Here is a 16,851-nt window from a genome sequence, read left to right as displayed (position 1 = left end):
GTAATCATGGGATGGCTACGACCGACGTGAGCGAACGCGAGGCTCGGCAGGTCGCCGAAGCCGCGCGTGAGCAGGACTGGAAGCTGCCGAGCTTCGGCAAGGAGCTCTTTCTCGGCAACTTCCGTCTGGACCTGATCCATCCCCAACCCAAGCTCGACGCGGAAGCGGTCGAGAAGGGCGAGGCGTTCCTGAAGACCCTGCGCGAGTTCCTCGAGCAGAAGGTCGATCCGCTGCAGATCGAGCGGGACTCGAAGATCCCCGACGAGGTGATCAAGGGCTTCCAGGAGATCGGCGCGATGGGGATGAAGGTCGCGACGGAGTACGGCGGTCTCGGCCTCTCGCAGGTCTACTACAACCGCGCGCTGGTCATGATCGGCACCTACCACGGCGCGCTCGGCGCGCTCGTGTCGGCGCACCAGTCGATCGGCGTGGCCGAGCCGTTGCGCATGTTCGGCACCGAGGAGCAGAAGCGCGAGTGGCTGCCGCGCGTGGCGCGGACGGACATCTCCGCCTTCCTGCTCACCGAGCCCGACGTCGGCTCCGACCCGGCGCGCGTGGCCACGACGGCCGAGCCCGTCGAGGGTGGCTACGTCCTCAACGGCACCAAGCTGTGGGCCACCAACGGCTCGATCGCCGACATCGTCGTCGTGATGGCGCGCGTGCCCAAGTCCGAGGACCGCAAGGGCGGGATCAGCGCCTTCGTCCTGGACTACAAGAGCGAAGGCGTCAAGGTCCTGCACCGCAACGCGTTCATGGGCCTCAAGGGGATCGAGAACTCGGTCACCGAGCTCAAGGACGTCTTCGTGCCGGCGGAGAACCTGATCGGCAAGGAGGGCTGGGGCCTCAAGATCGCCCTCAGCACCCTCAACACCGGCCGCCTGGCGCTGCCCGCGATCTGCGTCGGCCAGTCCAAGTGGGCCACCAAGGTGGCGCGCGAGTGGTCGAGCGAGCGCGTGCAGTGGGGCCGCCCGATCGGCAAGCACGACGCCGTCGCGCAGAAGAACGCGTTCATCGCGGCGACGGCGTTCGGCCTGGAGGCGATGCTCGACGTCGCCTCCCGCCTGGCCGACGAGAAGCGCAACGACATCCGCATCGAGGCCGCGATCGCGAAGCTCTACGGCTCCGAGCTGGGCTGGAAGGTGCTCGACGAGCTCGTCCAGGTCCGCGGCGGGCGCGGGTACGAGACCGCCGAGTCGCTGAAGGCGCGCGGCGAGAAGCCGATCCCGGTCGAGCAGGCGCTGCGCGACATGCGCATCAACCGCATCTTCGAAGGCTCGACCGAGATCATGCACCTGCTGATCGCGCGCGAGGCCGTCGACCAGCACCTGCAGGTCGCAGGCGACATCCTCGAGCCCGAGACGCCGCTGCCCGACAAGGCCAAGAGCGCCGTCGCCGCGGGCACCTTCTACGCCAAGTGGCTGCCGAAGCTCGTCGTCGGCGAGGGCCACAAGCCCAAGGGCTACGAGGAGTTCGGCGAGCTGGCGACCTACCTGCGCTACGCCGAGCGCTCCTCGCGCCGCCTGGCCCGCTCGACGTTCTACGCGATGGGCCGCTGGCAGGCCAAGCTCGAGCAGCGCCAGTCGTTCCTGGGCCGGATCGTGGACATCGGCGCCGAGCTGTTCGCGATCTCCGCCGCCGTCGTCTACGCCGACACGATCGCGCGCGAGACGCCGGAGCGCGGCGAGGCCGCCCGCGAACTGGCCGAGCTGTTCTGCGCGCAGGCCAAGCGCCGCGCGGACGAGCTGTTCCACGCGCTGTGGTCCAACGACGACGACGCGGGCTACGCGACCGCCGTCAAGCTCCTCGACGGCCGCTACACCTGGCTCGAGGAGGGGATCGTGGACCCCTCCGACAGCCGCTGAAAGCGCGGGCCGGGCGCGTCCTCGCGGGGGCGCGCCCGGCTCACGGCGACGTTGACGATCACGTTCGCCACGAGGCCGAGCAGGCCGGCGTTGACGCCCAGGAACGGGTCGTTGCCCGACAGGGCGAGCGGGACGACGATCGCCTCCCCCACCAGCAGGCCGGCGAGTGCGCCCTGCACGGTCATCCTCCGCCACAGCAGCCCACCGACGAGCGGCGGGACGAGCTGGGCGATGCCCTCGTAGGAGAGCACCGACAGGCGCACCAACGCGTCCGGGAATAGCAGCGCGCCGCCGAGCGCGGCCAGGCCGGACGCGACCACGACGACGCGAGCCCGGTTGACGGACTGGCCGCCCCACAGCGTGCCGATGCAGAGCATGAAGACGGCCATCGGGACGATCGCGCTCAGCGCGCCCGCGACGCCCACGATCCCCACGACCCAGCCCGGCAGCTCGGCCGTGACCATGCTCAGCAGCGCCAGGTCGTTCTCCTCCAGGTTCGGCACCACGAACAGCGCCGCCATGCCGAGCATCATCGGCACGAGCAGCAGCAGCGAGTACATCGGCAGGAAGATCGCGTTGCGGCGGATTGTGTTCGGCGACTTGGAGCCCAGGTAGCCCGCGACGAAGCTGGGGAACACGGTGAACGCGACGCCGTTGAGGATGCAGGTGCTCATGAACCACAGCACGCCGAGGCCGGGGGACTCGTTGCCGGGCAGCGTCAGCCACTCCGGCCGTTCGGTGCGCAGGCGCTCGAACAGGTTCCCGTAGGAGCCGAAGAGCTTCAGCGGCAGGTAGATCGCCAGGAAGACGATCGTGAGGATCACGAGCGCGTCCTTGAACACGCTCACCCACGCGCTGCCGCGCAGCCCGCTCACGAGCACGAAGCCGGCGGAGACGACGAAGCCGATCACGAACGCCGTCTCGAGCGGGATCTCGTTGTAGGAGATCGCGTTGACGACCAGGCCCATGCCCTGGATCTGCAGCTGGATGTAGGGCAGCAGCGCGAGCGTGGCGACGATCGCGATCACCAGGCCGAAGCGCGGCGACCGGAAGCGGTGGGCGAGGATGTCGCGGACGCTGACGAGGTTGTGCCGGGCCGCGTAGCTCCACACCATCGGCGCGAACAGGTAGACGGTCGCGTAGCCCGTGGCCATGTAGCCGACGAGGTAGAGGATCGGCGCGCCGTAGCCGTACGCCCAGCCCGCGGCGCCCAGGTAGGAGAAGCTCGTGTAGCACTCGCCCGCGAGCAGCACCCAGGTGAGGATCACGCCGAACGAGCGCCCGCCGACGGCCCACTGCTCGCGGTCGGCGTCGCGGCCGCGCATGGCGGCGATGCCGAGGCCGAGCGTGGCCACCATCGCCACGCCGAAGATGCCGATGGCGACCTGGGCGTCAGTCGACATCGGTCGGCTCGGCTTCGTCGCGCTGGAAGAAGGGGTCCGAGCGTGCGGCGAGCCAGATCGCCAGCGGGCTGAGGATCACCGCCAGCAGCGCCCAGAAGAACAGGAACGGCAGGCCCAGGATCACCGGGTCGATGCGGTTGGCGAGCGGAAGCGCCGCCACGAACAGCAGGAACGGGACGAGCAGCCACAGCAGGGACTTGCGGCCGCGGACGTGGTTCGTCATGACATGAGCTCCGCGATGATCAAGGCGAGTCCCTTCGTGCCGAGGACGAGGTCTGCGACGGAGATGCGCTCGTCGGCGACGTGACTCAGGCCGGTCTGGCCCGGACCGTAGACGAGCGAGTTCGTGATGCCGGCGTTGTGGACGACGAAGCGCTGGTCGTCCGAGCCGGCGGAGATGAGGATGCGCGGGGTGAGGCCGAGCGCGCGCAGCGCGCGTTGCGCGGCCTGCACGACCGGCTCGTCCTCCCCCACCAGCGTCGGCTGCGTCGAGTACAGCTCGTGGTAGGAGTGGCGGACGCCATCGAGCGGGGCGAGCAGCTCGCGGCGCGCCGCGTCGAGGTCCTCGCCCGGGATCAGGCGGCGGTTGAACGTGACCGTGCAGCGGTCCGGGACGATGTTGGTGGCGTGGCCGCCGCGGATCGTGTCGAACGAGAGCGTGGAGCGCCGGTTGTCGGGCGTGACGCCGTAGTCGGTGATCCGCGTCTCGAGCTTCGGCCGCAGCTCGCGGTCGAGCGTCGCGAGATAGCGGGCCATCGCCTCGACGGCGTTCTCCCCCAGCTGCGGCGCCGACCCGTGCGCCTGCTTGCCGAAGATCGTGATCTCGCCCCAGATCGCGCCCTTGTGCCCGATGCCGACGCCGTCAGGGCCGAACGGCTCGGTGATGATCACGGCGTCGCCCTCCAGCAGGCCCTGCTCGACCAAGAACCCCATGCCGGCGTTGCGCACACCGACGGTCTCCTCGTCGGGCACCGCGCTCTGGACGACGTTCGGCTTCAGGCCGGCGCGGTGCAGCGCCTCGACCGCGATCACCTGCGCCGCCAGCCCGCTCTTCATGTCGGCGGCGCCGCGGCCGTACACGTGGCCGTCGGCCAGCTCGCCGCCGAACGGGTCGCGCGTCCAGTCGTTGCCGACCGGGACGACGTCGTAGTGGCCGTTGAGGTGGACGCGCGGCCCGTCTCCGGGCAGCCGGGCGAGCAGGTTCGGCCGTGGGAGCCCTTCGCCCAGCGGCGCGAGCTCGGGCGGCGCGCGGTGGACCTCGGTCGCGTAGCCGAGCTCGTCCAGCACGGCCTTGAAGGCGGCGACGAAGTCCTCGTAGGCCTCGCCGGGCGGGTTGACGGTCGGGATCCGGATCAGCCGCTGGAGCAGCGTGACGAGCTCGTCCTCCAGCTCGTCGACCGCGGCGAGGATCGCCTCCATTCGCCCCTGATTACCCGTCCAGCGCGATCCATACGTTCTTGACCTGCGAGTACGCGAGCAGCGCCTCAATGCCCTTGCCGCGCCCGTAGCCGCTGCGGCCCATGCCGCCGAACGGCAGCTCCACCCCGCCGCCGACGCCGTAGCCGTTGACGAACACCTGCCCGGCGCGGACGCCCGCCGCGACGCGGTGCGCGCGGGCGAGGTCCCGCGTCCACACGCCGGCGACGAGCCCGTAGGCGGTCGCGTTCGCCAGCTCGACGGCGTGGCGCTCGTCCTCGAACGGCACCGCGGCCAGCACGGGCCCGAAGACCTCCTCGTGGAAGATCTCCATGTCCGTCTTCACGCGCGTGACGAGCGCGGGCCGCATGAACAGCGCGTCCGCCTCCCCGCCGACCACCCGCGCGCCGCCCGCCCGCGCGTGCTCGAGCATCGCCGTCGCGCGGTCCAGCTGGCGCGCCGAGATCAGCGGGCCGAGGTCCTGGTCCTCGACGCCCGGCCCGATGGTGACGTCCGCGAACGCGGCCGCCACACGCGCGGTGACCTCCTCATAGCGCGTCTTCTCCACCAGCAGCCGCGAGCCCGCCGAGCAGCTCTGGCCGGAGTTCTGCACCAGGCCGCGGACGATCGCGGGCACGGCCCGGTCCAGGTCAGCGTCCTCGAACACCAGGTTCGGCGACTTGCCGCCCAGCTCGAGCTCGACCGGGACGAGCCGGTGCGCGCAGACCGCGGCCACCTGCGCGCCGGTGGCGGCGGAGCCGACGAACGTGACGTGGTCCACGCCCGGGTGGCGCACGAGCGCGTCGCCGGTCGTGCCGTCACCCGTCGCGACCTGGAGGAACCCGTCCGGCACGCCCGCCTCGTAGGCGATCTGCGCCAGCTGCAGCGGCGTGATGCTCGCCAGCTCGGACGGCTTGAGGATCACCGCGTTCCCGGCCGCGAGCGCGGGCGCGGCGCAGCGGGCGGCGACCTGCAGCGGGTAGTTCCACGGGATGATCTGGGCGCACACGCCCCACGGCTCGCGCACGGTGTAGTCGAGCGCGTCCGGGCCGAGCGGGATCGTGCGGCCCTCCAGGCGCTCGACCGAGCCCGCGTAGTAGTCGAGGTAGCGGACCGTGGCGCGCACGTCCGCCTTCGACTGCGAGAGCGGCTTGCCGGTGTCGCGCGTCTCGAGGTCGGCGAGCGCGTCCGCCTGCTCCTCCACCCGTCGCGCCATCCGCTGCAGCGCGCCGGCGCGGACGAGCGGCGTGCGCCAGTCCCGCTCGCTCGTGAGCGCGCGGCGTGCGGCGTCCACGAGCTCGGCGACCTGCGGCGGCGTCGTGCTCGGAAGCTCGGCGAACTCGTGCCCGGTCGAGGGGTCGACGGCCATGAAGGTGCTCACAGGTCGCGTCCCGCGTCGACGTTGAGGACGGCGCCGGTGACGGCGGTGGCGCCCGCCAGGTAGACGGCCGCGCCCGCGATGTCCTCCGGCTCGACCAGGCGCCCGAGCGGGAGCGCCTGCGCGACGTCGGTGTCGAAGCCGAAGCCGGCCAGCATCGGCGTGTTCGCCGGGCCCGGGTTGATGACGTTGACCCGCACGTCCGGCGCGAGCTCGACGGCGAGCGCGCGCGCCAGGCCGACGACGCCCGCCTTGGCGGCGACGTAGGCGGCCAGGCCGGCTCGCGGGCGGTTGGCGATGATCGAGCCGATCTGGATCAGCACGCCGCCGTGCAGCTTCGGCGCGGCGACCTGCGCCGCCAGGTAGAGCGACGTGAGGTTGACGTCGATCACCGTGTCCCACTCCGCGCGGGAGATGTCGGCGAGCGGCTTCACGCGCTCCGGGATGCCGGCGCAGTTGACGTACACGTCGATCCGGTCGTGCTTGGCGAGGAGGGTCTCGACGTCCTCGCGGCGCGTGACGTCGGCCCTGTGCGGCGTCGCGTACGGCAGGCCGGCGCATGTCGCGTGGGCGCTCTGGAAGTCCAGGTCGCCGGCCAGCACGGTCGCGCCCTCGTGTGCGAACCGCTGCGCGATCGCGCGGCCGATCCCCGATCCTGCCCCGGTGACGACGACCCTCATGGGCCGGTAGCGTGGCACGGATGCGGATCGCGAGGGTCATCCAGTGCGTCGACGCCCACGCCGAGGGCGAGCCCAGCCGGATCGTCCTCGGGGGCGTGCTCGACGTCCCGGGCACGACCATGCTCGAGAAGATGCAGGCGCTGGAGGCCGACGACACGCTGCGCCGCGTGCTGCTGTTCGAGCCGCGCGGGTCGGCGCCGCTGAGCGGGGACATCGTGTTCGAGTCGGCGCATCCCGAAGCCGACGCGGGCTTCGTGATCATGGAGTCGTCCTCCTACGAGGGCATGTCCGGGACCAACACGATCAACACGGCCGCGGTCCTGCTCGAGACGGGCGTGATCGGGAAGGTCGAGCCGGTCACCGAGCTCGTGCTGGAGGCGCCGGCCGGGCTGGTCCGCGTGCGCGCGTGGGTCGATGGAGGCCGCGTCGAGCGGATCGAGTTCGAGAACGTCCCGTCGTTCGCCCTCGGCCTCGCCGTGCCGGTGGAGGTCCCCGAGCTGGGCACGATCGCCGTCGACGTCGCCTACGGCGGCGCGTTCTGCGCGTTCGTCGACGCGGCGGCGCTCGGGTTCTCGATCGTGCCGTCCGAGGCGCGTGAGCTCGCGGCGCTGGGCGAGCGGATCCGCCCGCACGTCAACGCCCAGGTCGAGGTCGCGCACCCGCTCATCCCGGCGCTCTCGCACCTCTCGTTCGTGGTCTTCGTCGCGCCGCCGCGCGCCGGCGGCGACGCCCGCCACGCGACGGTCGTCTCCCCCGGCCGCCTGGACCGGTCCCCCACGGGCACCGCGACCAGCGCGCGCATCGCGGTCTTAAGCGCCCGCGGCGAGCTAGGCGAGACCTACACCGCGGAGAGCGTCATCGACACGCGCTTCGTCGGCCGCGTCGTCTCCCGCACGCGGGTCGGCGAGCACGACGCGGTCGTCCCCGCCGTCTCCGGCCGCGCGTGGATCACCGGTTTCCACCAGCTCGTCGTCGACCCGTCCGACCCGCTCGGCGCCGGCTTCAAGCTCGGCGACACCTGGGGCGCGGGCGACATCGAGGGCTCGCTCAACCTCGCGGGCGGATGACGGCCCGCACCGGGGCGGCGCCGGGCGCGGTGACGCGGACACGGATGCGCTTGGCCAGACGCGGGCGCACGCGGACGGTGTATGTGCCGGCGGTGGGGAGCGCGCGGCTGACGCTGCGGCCGCCGGCGCGGACCTTGATCGTGGTCGGCGCGGACACCGTCACGCTCACGCCGATGCCGCGCCTGCGGACCGTCGCGCGGCGGGGGCGGGGCTTGACGCGGACGGACAAGGTCAGCTTCGGCACGGCGGCGCTCGCCGGCTCGGTGTAGGGCGACCAGTACGGCTCCCACGCGCCCGGGAGCGTCACGACACGCTCGCCCGCGCAGTCGCTGCCCGCGACGTGGATGCCGTCGCTCTCGGCCCAGGCCACGCGCGAGCCGTCCGGCGAGAAGCTCGGGCTGGCGGAGGAATAGGTGTCGGCCGCCTCGAGTGCGAGCGCGCAGCGCACGGTGGTGCCCTCGAACAGCCGTAGCTCCACGCGTGTCGGTATGCCGTCGGCGTCGGCGGCATCGTCGGTCACGACGGCCATCCGGGCCCCGTCGCGGGACGCGGCGGCGTCGAAGCCGGTCGCCCACGGGGCGTCGGTGTCGTCGAACAGTGGCGCGACCGGCCCGCCGACGGTGAGCACGTTGTAGGTCGGGCCCTCGGTGTCGAACGAGATGTCGCGGCTGAGCAGCAGCCGGTCGTTGCCGATCCACGACGGGGCGACGAGCCCGTCCTGGCCGGTGAGGGCGACGTCGGGCGCCGTGGCGCTCGTCACGACGGCCGTGACATCCCCCGCGATCGCCTGGTCGTAGGCGATGCGCGTGCCGTCGGGCGAGAGGCGCACGTGCGTCGGCGTCTCGGTCGGGGCGTCCTCGTCATCGTCGGTGGCCGCGGTCGGGATCGTGTTCAGCCGCGCCCCGCCAGGGGCGAAGCGGTGGATGACGCCCGTGCCGTCGGCGGCGGCGAACGTGCCGTCGTCGGCCGCGGACGGCCACTCGTAGCGGTCGTCGCTCGTGACCTGGCGCTGCCCCGTGCCGTCCGGGGACATGCGCCAGATGTCGCTTCCGCGGCGGAAGACGATCGAGTCCGCGTGGGCCGTGGCGGGCAGCGCGAACAGCACGACGAGGGCGAGGACGAGGCGGCGCATGGGGCGCCGCCGAAGCTAGCGGGTCCGGCTGGTGGCCGCACGTTCGATGATGTCCACAACGGTGTCGAGCGGGACGGCCGTGGCGTCGATCGTGAGGTGGTAGAGCGCCGGATCGCGCGGGTCGGCGTGGTAGAAGTGGCGCACGTAGGCCTCGCGGGCGCGGTCGGTCTCGTCCAGCCGCTTCTCCACCTCGGCGCGATCGCCGTCAGCGAGCCGCACGGCCTGCTCGAGCCGGCGGTCGCGCGGACCGTCGAGCCGCACGTGCAGCGGGCGCGGATCGTTGCGCAATACCAGTGCGGCCGCCCGGCCGAGGACGACCAGGTCGCCGCCCGCCGCGTGCTCGCGAATGACGTCCTCCGTCGTGCGCCGGTAGGCCTCCTCGTCGACCGCGTCGGGGGCCGTCTCGGCGCCGAACGCGAGGCCGATCGGAGCCAGCCGCATCGCCATCCGCGCCAGCGGACCGCCGATCGACTCGTCGCGAGCCATCGCCTCGTCGAGCGGCATCGCGAGCCGCTGCGCGATCTCCGACGGCAGCGCGCGGTCCAGGAACGGGACGCCGAGGCGTTCGGCGAGCCGCGGACCCACCAGCGCGCCGCCGGCGCCGTACGCGGCGGACACGGTCACGATCGTCATGCCCTGCTCCTACCCGTGACGGGGCGTGTTAGGGCTACCTAACAAATCCTGATAGCGTTGGTCGGAAATGGAAGGCTTCACTCGCCTCGCATGCGGCGGCTGCCCTCCGGTGGCCGACCTGTTGCTCGCTCTGGCGGCGGAGTTCCGCGACGTGGACACCGCTGCCGCCGACGCCCGCCTCGACGAGCTCGCGCTCCCCCTCTTCGGCCTCGCCGGCGGCGATCTGCGGACCGCCGCCGCTCGCTTGGCCTCGATGCTGGACACCGACCCGGGCTTCGACGCCGACCGCTCGAGCGTCGCGGGCCTGTGGCTGGACTCGGCGCTGGAGTCACGCGCCGGCCACCCCCTCGTGCTCGCCGCGATCGCCTGTGAGGTCGGCCGCCGCGCCGGCCTGGACGTCCACGTCCTGTCGGCGCCCACGGGCTGGTACGCCGGCCTCGGCGACGGCGACCGGCTGTGGCTCGTCGACGCCACGATGGACGGCTCGCAGGCCGATCCGTGGAGCCTGCGCCGCCACTGCGCGCACGAGCTGGCGTTCGCGGCGCTACTCGGCCTGTCCGAGCGCTACGAGCGCGTCGGGGACAGCTGGCGCGCCGGCCGGGCCGCGTTGCTGCGCAGCCGCCTGCCGTTGCGCTGAAATCCCGCGGGTGAACGCTGTCGATCGCGTCGTGGCGCACGCCGCCGTGCTCGGGGACCCCGCGGGCTGGGCCGTCGCCGGCGTGCAGGAGAACCTGGCGGTGGCCGTGATCGAAGCGGTCTGGGGCATCGGTGTGCGCGCCGGCGGCGTCGCCAACGTGATCGCGCGCTATGAGGCCCTGCGTGGCGAGCGGCCGCACACGCCGGCCGAGCTCGCCGCCTTCGTGGAGACGCTCGGCGGCCCCGAGGCCTTCGCCGACGCGGTGCGCAACCGCCAGCGCACCTCGACCCGCAACGGGATCCTGAAGGCCGAGGCCGTGTACCTGGAGGCGCGCATGCTCGGCGAGGAAGGGGTTGTCGACGCGTCTGGGCTGTCCGACGCCGTCCGCGCGCGCTGGATCACGGTTCCCGGTCAGAAGTCGGGCACCTCGTGGGACGCGCTCCTGATCGCCACCGGGCACGACACCGTGAAGGCCGACCGGATGCTGCGGCGCTTCGTGGCCGTCGCGACCGGGACCACCGAGGCGCGTGTGAGCGCGGCGCGCGCCCACACGCTGGTGGTCGATGCGGCGGCGCGGCTCGGCGTCAGCGCGCGGGCGCTCGACTACGCGATCTGGCGCCACGAGAGTCGCGCGGCCTGACGCGCCGGTTGGCGTTTCGCGCCGAACGCGGCATCATCGGCCGCCGATGTCTGTCGTCGCACGCCTTTTCGGCGCACTGCTGCTGTGCGCCCTCTTCGCCGCTCCCGCCCACGCCCAGCAGCCCTGGGGCGCCGCCTTCAAGGGCCAGTGCTGCTACCTGACGCTCGAGAGCGGCGAGGTCGCAGGCGGGCAGTACTTCGAGTTCGAGAACACGGGTGACCAGACCTGGGTGCAGGGCAACCTCAAGCTCGGGACCGCCGGGGCACACGACCGCGCGTCGGCGTTCTGGCATCCGACCTGGTCCGAGCGCATCCGGCCGGCCGCGCTGCCGGTCCAGGCGGTCGCGAAAGGCCAGCGGGCGCGCTTTGACTTCGTAGTCCAGGCGCCGACCGGCGTCGGCACCATCACGACGTTCCGCGAGCACTTCCAGCTCGTCGCCGAGCTGATCGCGTGGGTCCCCGGCAGCGAGGTGTACCTCGACTACACGGTGCTGCCGTCGCTGCCGCCGTCGGTCGGCCTCAAGACGGTGCCGCCGACCGTCAACCGCGGCGGCACGCTCGAGGTGACGGCGGACGCGACCGACAACCGCGCGGTGCACCGCGTCGAGTTCTCGCTCGCCGGCAAGACGTTCACCGTGTACACGCCGGAGAGGGACGGGCGCACGTACAAGCTCAGCGTCCCCGCCTCGGAGGTGCCCGCGGGCACGCACACGCTGATCGCGCGCGCCGTCGACCGCGTCGGCAACTTCGCCACGAGCGCCGCCACCGTGTCGGTCACGCTCGCGGACCGCGACGGCGACGGCGTGCTCGAGGACGCCGACTGCAACGACTTCAACCCCGCCGCCAGGCCCGGCGCCGTGGACCGGCCCGACAACGGCGTGGACGAGAACTGCGACGGCACCGACGCCCTTCCGCGCGTGGACGCGACGATCGCCAACGCCTGGGAGTGGTCGAGCCGGACGACCCGCAACACGAGCCTGAAGGTCCGTGGGGCACCCGCGGGCGCGCGGCTCGAGCTGCGCTGTGCCGGCCGCGGCTGCCCGTTCTCGGTCCGGCGCTTCACGTCCAAGGGTGGGACGCTCGACCTGCGCCGCCAGTACTTCCGGCGCGCCCGCTTCCGGGTCGGCGCGACGCTCGAGATCCGCATCCTCGTGCCCGGGCACGTCGCGAAGGTGGCGCGCTTCACCATGCGCCGGGGCAAGCGCCCGCTGACCGGCTACCTGTGCCTTCCGCCGGGCGCGACGAAGCCGACGAGGACATGCGCGTAACCTGCGGGGCGTGCGGCAGCTCAGCACCCTCGACGCACAGTTCCTGAACGTCGAATCGGCCCGGATCTACGGCCACGTCGCGTTCCTCGGCATCTACGACCCGAGCAGCGCGCCCGGCGGCGCGCTCGGCGGGCCGGAGATCAAGCGCCTGCTGGAGGCGCGGCTGCACCTGCTGCCGCCGCTGCGCTGGCGGCTCGTGCCCGTCCCGCTCGGCCTCGACCTGCCGTACTGGGCCGAGGACCCCGACTTCGACCTCGAGTTCCACATCCGGGAGATCGCGCTGCCCGCACCCGGCGACGACCGTCAGCTGGCGGAGACGGTGCAGCGCGTGTTCGGGCGCCCGCTGGACCGTGGCCGCCCGCTGTGGGAGATCTACGTCATCCACGGCCTCGAGGGCGGGCGCGTCGCGCTGCTGACCAAGATCCACCACTCGGTCGTGGACGGGCTGAGCGGCAACGAGATCATGGCGACGCTGCTCGACCCCGAGCCGGAGGGGCGGGCCGTCGAGCCGGCCCCGCCGGCCAAGGCGCCGGGCGCGCTGCCGCGGGACCGCGAGATGCTCGCGCGCGGCCTGCGCGGGCTGCCGCGCCAGCCGTTGCGCGCGCTGCGCTCGCTCCCGCGCGCCGTCCAGGGCTTCACCGACCTCCCGGGCGCGAACGCGCTGCCGGGCCTCCCGACGCTCTCGCACGTGTACTCGCGCGTGCGCCGGACGCTCGGCTCCGACGAGTCGACCGACATCCTCGAGGTGACGAAGGCCCGCCCGCCCAAGACGCCGTTCAACGGGCCGGTCTCCGCGCACCGGCGGTTCGCGTTCGGCTCGCTGTCGCTGGACGCCGTGCGCCAGATCCGGCGCGAGTTCGGCGTGACCGTCAACGACGTGGTCGTGACCCTGTGCGCGGGCGCGGTGCGCGAGTGGCTGATGGAGCGCGACGCGCTGCCCGCCGACCCGCTGGTGGCGATGATCCCGATGAGCGTGCGCCGCCGCGACGAGCGCGGCACCTGGGGCAACCGGATCTCGATGATGGTCGTGCCGATCCCGACCCACGAGGCCGACCCGGGCCAGCGCCTGCGCCGCACGCACGAGTACCTGCGCAGCGCCAAGGAACGCCACAGCGCACTGCCCGCCTCCCTGCTCACGGACGCGACCGCGTTCATCCCGCCCGCCGTCGCGTCCCTGGCCGCGCGCAACACGGTCGACATCCTCAGCCGCACGCGCCCGCCGCTGAACCTCGTGATCTCCAACGTGCCCGGCCCGCGCAGCTCGCTGTACTGCGCGGGCGCCGAGCTCGTCGCCAACTACCCGCTGAGCGTGATCGTCGACGGCGTCGGGCTCAACATCACCGTCGTCTCCTACAAGAACCGCGTGGACTTCGGCATCGTCGGCGACCGCGAGCAGATCGACGACGCGTGGAGCTTCCTGGAGGGCGCCGCGCACGCCCTCCGGGAGCTGGAGGAGCTCAGGCGCAGCGGCTGAGCTTCGCGCCGGCCGCCGAGCAGCGCGTGGTGCGCACCGGCAGCTTGCGCGAGCGGATCTTGAACTCCATCTGCTTGCGGTCACCGGCCGGGCTCGAGACCCGCACCAGCACGGTCGCGCGGCTGCGCAGCTTCGCCTTCTTGAACCAGCGGCTGCGGACGTCCAGCGACGTCCCGTTGAGCCGGTGGTACTTCTGGCGCTTGAACGGGCAGCCCTTGCCCTTGCAGGAGACGGTGACCACCGCGCCGGGCAGCGCGTCACGGACCTTCAGCGACGTGAACCGCGTGTAGGTGCGGAACACCTTGTAGCCGCTGGTGATGACGGGTGCGAACTTCGGCGGCGGCGTGATCACGACGGGCGCCGGCGTCGGAGTCGACGGCGTCGGGATGAGCCCGATCGCGCCGTCGTCCACGGACACGCCCGCGACGTTGACGAACGTCTGGCGCCGCTGACCGCCGATGATCTCCCACAGCGTGTTCGACGGCAGCCCCCGCAGCACCGTGCCGTCCTTGGGCACCTGCAGCAGGCGCCCGAGGCCCGCGCTGCTGATCGTGCCCGGATCGACCGCGACGGCGCCCGGGCAGTTGCTCAACACGGAGCAGTTGGTGAGCTTGACGGCGGCGCCGCCCGCCACCCGATAGAGCGTGCCGACGGCGTTCAGGAACGTGTTGTCGGCCGGCTGCGGGCGCATGTGCGGCAGCGCGGCCGTGGCCGTGCCCTGTTGCACGAGCGTGCGCGAGTCGATGACGTACTTGGCCCCGGACGCGGGCGCCGCGACCGGCAGCGGCGCGCCGCCGGCGAAGCGGAAGTTCTGGTTGTCGTCGCCGTTGAAGACCACGGCGCCGTCGGCCGGGTACTGACGCATGCGCGGCGTCGCGGGCGTGTTCGTGCCCAGCGCGCTCATCGTCCGGCTGTCGATGATGTTCACGGTCGCCGGGCAGCCCGCGCCCATGTCGCAGCGCACGAACAGCGGCGCGCCGCCGACGAAGCGGTAGTGCCCGCCGTCGTTGACGTTGCGGACGACGGTGCCGTCGGCCGGCATCGCGCGGATGTGCGCGGTGTCGGCCAGCGAATTCAGTACGGTGCGGCCGGAGCAGGTGGGCGCGTAGCTGCAGCTGGAGATCCACAGCGGGGCGCCGCCGGCGAACCGGTAGGTCCCGCCGTCGGCCAGGTTGTGGATGATCGCCCCGTCCCTGGGATACGTGGTGTAGCCCGCCAGGCTCGGAACGTCCTTGCGCCCCTCACAGTCCTTGAACGGCGCGCAGTCCGTGATGCGGATGGCGGCACCGCCGACCACGCGGTAGGTCCAGTTGTTGTTGGCGGCGGAGCGGATGAGCGAGCCGTCGGGCTCGACGGCGTGGGCGGCTTGAGTCGGCAGCGCCGCTCCGAACAGGGCGGCGAGTAGCAACAGGCGGGCGATCACGGGCACTCAAACAACCGGAGCATCTTGGAGTAGCGCCCATACCCGCGCGGGAGTCATCGGCAACACGCCGAGCCGGATGCCGGTGGCGGCCGCGATGGCGTTCGCGATCGCCGCGGGGACGCCGCACACGGGCGGCTCCCCCACACCCTTGGCGCCGAACGGCCCGTCGGGCGCCGGCACCTCGACGAGCAGCGTCTCGATCGGCGGCACCTGGTCGGTGCTCGGCAGCGCGTATTCGGCGAACGTCCCGCCCTGCAGCTGGCCGTCCTCGGTGTGCCCGAGCTCCTCCAGCAGCGCCCACCCGATGCCCTGCACCGCCCCGCCGTGCATCTGTCCCTCGACGAGCGCGGGGTTGAGCGCCTTGCCGACGTCCTGCGCGATCACGTGGGCGAGCAACCGCACCTCGCCCGTCTCGCGGTCGACCTTGACGTGGCTCAGGTGCGCGGCGGCGCCGGGCGCGCGGCTGACCTGCGCGGAAGAGCCGTAGCCCTCGATCGGGCGGTGCGGGCTGCCGAACGTGTACGTCTTGGCCGCCAGGTCGGCGACGGCGATCGCCTTCGCGGGCGTGCCGATCGGGCGCACCTCGCCGTCCACCAGCTCGAGGTCCTCGGGCGCGATCTCGAGCTCGCTCGCCGCCACGTCCAAGAGGCGTTGGCGCGCCTCCTCGGCCGCGCGCTCCACCGCGCGCCCGTACGTGTAGGTGACCTTCGAGCCGCCCGCCACGCCGCCGTACGGCGCCGAGGCCGTGTCACCGGTGGTCACGCGCACGCTCTCCTCGGGCAGCCCGAACGCGCCGGCCGCGATCGCGATGAAGGCGTTCTCGATGCCGCTCATGTCCGCCGCGGCGGTGACGATCGTCAGCCGGCCGTCGGAGTCGAGCTTGCAGATCGCGGCCGCGGGCTCCAGGCCGCCGGGCCAGAAGCCGAGCGCGACGCCGACGCCTTCGTCGGGCGGGAGCTCGTGGCGGCGCGCGTACAGCGGGTGCTGCTGGACGGCCTCCAGGGTCTCACGCGCGCCGAAGACCTTGATCTCCTGACCGTCGAGGCCCTTGTCGCCCGCGTGGAGCACGTTCTGGAGCCGGAACTCAACCGGGTCCCGGTTCAGCTTCTGCGCCAGCTCGTCCATCAGCGTCTCGACCGCGAACGCGGCGGGGGGCGCGCCCGGCGCGCGGTAGGCGCCCGGGCTGACGCGGTTGGTGGTGACGCCGAGCGCGGTCAGGTCGTGCGCGGGCCAGCGGTACGGGCCGGCGGCGAGCATCGTGCTGATGCTCTCCACGCCCATGTCGCCGAGCCCGCCGCGGTCGCCGATCACGCGGCCGCGGATGGCCGTCAGCGCGCCGTCTTGGGTCGCGCCCAGCTCGAGCTCGATCAGCTGGCCCGGCGCCGGGTTGGCGGCGGCGAACTCCTCGCGCCGGCTGAACACGAGCCGCACCGGGCGCCGGAGCTCGAGCGCCGCGGCCGCCGCCAGCGGCTCGGCGATCATCAGCTTGCCGCCGAACGCCCCGCCGATCGGCGCCGCCTGCACGCGCACCTTCTCCAGCGGCAGCCCGAACGTGTTCGCGAGACCTTGGCGCGCCATGAACGCGCCCTGCGTGCTGGCGTGCACGACGAGCGTCCCGTCGGGCTCGACCCACGCGAGCGTCGACTGCGGCTCGATGTAGGCCTGGTGCACCCAGCTCGTCCGGAAGCGGCCGCGGACCACGTGATCGGCCGCGGCGAGGCCGGCCGCGGCGTCGCCGCGCTGGAGGCGCTGCTCGACCGCGAGGTTGGGCGACTTGCCGCCGCCCGTCGCGCCGCCGCCCGCCGCGCCGCGCTCGTTGCCGCCCGCCGCGCCGCGCTC

The 16,851-nt window shown here is 72.8% G+C and carries 15 protein-coding genes; 6 read left to right on the top strand and 9 right to left on the bottom strand.

From position 1 onward, the window contains the following. The first annotated feature begins 11 nt into the window (after window positions 1-11). Window positions 12-1,862, top strand: a complete 1,851-nt coding sequence (locus OJ962_RS31935; RefSeq protein WP_202954072.1) for an acyl-CoA dehydrogenase family protein — start codon at window positions 12-14, stop codon at window positions 1,860-1,862. Here OJ962_RS31935 and OJ962_RS31930 read toward each other — a convergent pair. Genes OJ962_RS31930 through OJ962_RS31910 form a run of 5 tightly spaced genes read right to left on the bottom strand, consistent with a single transcriptional unit; the run spans window position 1,814 to window position 6,739 of the window. Continuing rightward, complete coding sequence (locus tag OJ962_RS31930; protein WP_202954071.1) at window positions 1,814-3,265, bottom strand: sodium:solute symporter family protein; 1,452 nt, start codon at window positions 3,263-3,265, stop codon at window positions 1,814-1,816. The two genes, OJ962_RS31935 and OJ962_RS31930, sit on opposite strands and share 49 nt — an antisense overlap. Next, window positions 3,255-3,488, bottom strand: a complete 234-nt coding sequence (locus OJ962_RS31925) for a DUF3311 domain-containing protein (RefSeq protein ID WP_202954070.1) — start codon at window positions 3,486-3,488, stop codon at window positions 3,255-3,257. The genes OJ962_RS31930 and OJ962_RS31925 overlap by 11 nt, the downstream gene beginning before the upstream one ends. Next, entirely contained in the window at window positions 3,485-4,684 is a 1,200-nt protein-coding gene (locus tag OJ962_RS31920) for a M20 family metallopeptidase (protein ID WP_202954069.1), read from the bottom strand. Before OJ962_RS31920 ends, OJ962_RS31925 begins: the two co-directional genes overlap by 4 nt. A 10-nt stretch (window positions 4,685-4,694) precedes the next feature. Beyond that, window positions 4,695-6,050, bottom strand: a complete 1,356-nt coding sequence (locus OJ962_RS31915; protein WP_202954301.1) for an aldehyde dehydrogenase family protein — start codon at window positions 6,048-6,050, stop codon at window positions 4,695-4,697. An 8-nt stretch (window positions 6,051-6,058) separates the two neighbouring features. Further along, window positions 6,059-6,739, bottom strand: coding sequence for an SDR family NAD(P)-dependent oxidoreductase (locus OJ962_RS31910; protein ID WP_202954068.1), 681 nt, complete (start codon window positions 6,737-6,739; stop codon window positions 6,059-6,061). Window positions 6,740-6,759: 20 nt separating this feature from the next. On the opposite strand from OJ962_RS31910, the gene OJ962_RS31905 reads away from it, so the two are divergent. Then, complete coding sequence (locus OJ962_RS31905; protein ID WP_202954067.1) at window positions 6,760-7,806, top strand: proline racemase family protein; 1,047 nt, start codon at window positions 6,760-6,762, stop codon at window positions 7,804-7,806. Here the strand turns inward: OJ962_RS31905 and OJ962_RS31900 are convergent. Together OJ962_RS31900 and OJ962_RS31895 are read right to left on the bottom strand one after the other, a co-directional pair. Next, window positions 7,787-8,938, bottom strand: coding sequence for a TolB family protein (locus tag OJ962_RS31900; RefSeq protein WP_202954066.1), 1,152 nt, complete (start codon window positions 8,936-8,938; stop codon window positions 7,787-7,789). The genes OJ962_RS31905 and OJ962_RS31900 overlap by 20 nt on opposite strands. Window positions 8,939-8,953: 15 nt before the next feature. Next, the gene (locus OJ962_RS31895; RefSeq protein WP_202954065.1) at window positions 8,954-9,571 is read right to left on the bottom strand and encodes a cytidylate kinase-like family protein; all 618 of its coding nucleotides are present in this window, start codon (window positions 9,569-9,571) and stop codon (window positions 8,954-8,956) included. A 67-nt stretch (window positions 9,572-9,638) separates the two neighbouring features. Between OJ962_RS31895 and OJ962_RS31890 the strand changes: the two genes are divergently transcribed. Genes OJ962_RS31890 through OJ962_RS31875 form a run of 4 tightly spaced genes read left to right on the top strand, consistent with a single transcriptional unit; the run spans window position 9,639 to window position 13,589 of the window. Further along, window positions 9,639-10,208, top strand: a complete 570-nt coding sequence (locus OJ962_RS31890) for a transglutaminase family protein (RefSeq protein WP_202954064.1) — start codon at window positions 9,639-9,641, stop codon at window positions 10,206-10,208. Between the two features lie 10 nt (window positions 10,209-10,218). After that, window positions 10,219-10,848, top strand: coding sequence for a hypothetical protein (locus OJ962_RS31885; RefSeq protein WP_202954063.1), 630 nt, complete (start codon window positions 10,219-10,221; stop codon window positions 10,846-10,848). 46 nt (window positions 10,849-10,894) lie between these two features. Further along, window positions 10,895-12,115, top strand: coding sequence for an Ig-like domain-containing protein (locus OJ962_RS31880; protein ID WP_202954062.1), 1,221 nt, complete (start codon window positions 10,895-10,897; stop codon window positions 12,113-12,115). A gap of 10 nt (window positions 12,116-12,125) precedes the next feature. Next, window positions 12,126-13,589: a WS/DGAT/MGAT family O-acyltransferase gene (locus OJ962_RS31875; protein WP_202954061.1), complete on the top strand. Its 1,464-nt coding sequence runs from the start codon at window positions 12,126-12,128 to the stop codon at window positions 13,587-13,589. Here the strand turns inward: OJ962_RS31875 and OJ962_RS31870 are convergent. Both OJ962_RS31870 and OJ962_RS31865 read right to left on the bottom strand, forming a co-directional pair. Next, window positions 13,573-15,018: a hypothetical protein gene (locus OJ962_RS31870; protein WP_202954060.1), complete on the bottom strand. Its 1,446-nt coding sequence runs from the start codon at window positions 15,016-15,018 to the stop codon at window positions 13,573-13,575. The genes OJ962_RS31875 and OJ962_RS31870 overlap by 17 nt on opposite strands. After that, window positions 15,019-16,851, bottom strand: a 1,833-nt coding sequence (locus tag OJ962_RS31865; protein ID WP_270006865.1) for a xanthine dehydrogenase family protein molybdopterin-binding subunit, incomplete at its 5' end; no start/stop codon positions are given.

The organism is Solirubrobacter deserti, from assembly GCF_027587175.1.
GTDB lineage: Bacteria > Actinomycetota > Thermoleophilia > Solirubrobacterales > Solirubrobacteraceae > Solirubrobacter > Solirubrobacter deserti.
Note: the sequence above shows the minus strand (reverse complement) of the source record. Positions and strands in the feature narration are given on the sequence as shown.

Excerpts from the sequence above, each read along its gene's own strand:
- OJ962_RS31910 (WP_202954068.1), bottom strand. The coding sequence starts at position 6,739 with ATGAGGGTCGTCGTCACCGGGGCAGGATCGGGGATCGGCCGCGCGATC.
- OJ962_RS31905 (WP_202954067.1), top strand. The coding sequence starts at position 6,760 with ATGCGGATCGCGAGGGTCATCCAGTGCGTCGACGCCCACGCCGAGGGC.
- OJ962_RS31920 (WP_202954069.1), bottom strand. The coding sequence starts at position 4,684 with ATGGAGGCGATCCTCGCCGCGGTCGACGAGCTGGAGGACGAGCTCGTC.
- OJ962_RS31930 (WP_202954071.1), bottom strand. The coding sequence starts at position 3,265 with ATGTCGACTGACGCCCAGGTCGCCATCGGCATCTTCGGCGTGGCGATG.
- OJ962_RS31900 (WP_202954066.1), bottom strand. The coding sequence starts at position 8,938 with ATGCGCCGCCTCGTCCTCGCCCTCGTCGTGCTGTTCGCGCTGCCCGCC.
- OJ962_RS31895 (WP_202954065.1), bottom strand. The coding sequence starts at position 9,571 with ATGACGATCGTGACCGTGTCCGCCGCGTACGGCGCCGGCGGCGCGCTG.
- OJ962_RS31890 (WP_202954064.1), top strand. The coding sequence starts at position 9,639 with ATGGAAGGCTTCACTCGCCTCGCATGCGGCGGCTGCCCTCCGGTGGCC.
- OJ962_RS31925 (WP_202954070.1), bottom strand. The coding sequence starts at position 3,488 with ATGACGAACCACGTCCGCGGCCGCAAGTCCCTGCTGTGGCTGCTCGTC.
- OJ962_RS31915 (WP_202954301.1), bottom strand. The coding sequence starts at position 6,050 with ATGGCCGTCGACCCCTCGACCGGGCACGAGTTCGCCGAGCTTCCGAGC.
- OJ962_RS31880 (WP_202954062.1), top strand. The coding sequence starts at position 10,895 with ATGTCTGTCGTCGCACGCCTTTTCGGCGCACTGCTGCTGTGCGCCCTC.
- OJ962_RS31935 (WP_202954072.1), top strand. The coding sequence starts at position 12 with ATGGCTACGACCGACGTGAGCGAACGCGAGGCTCGGCAGGTCGCCGAA.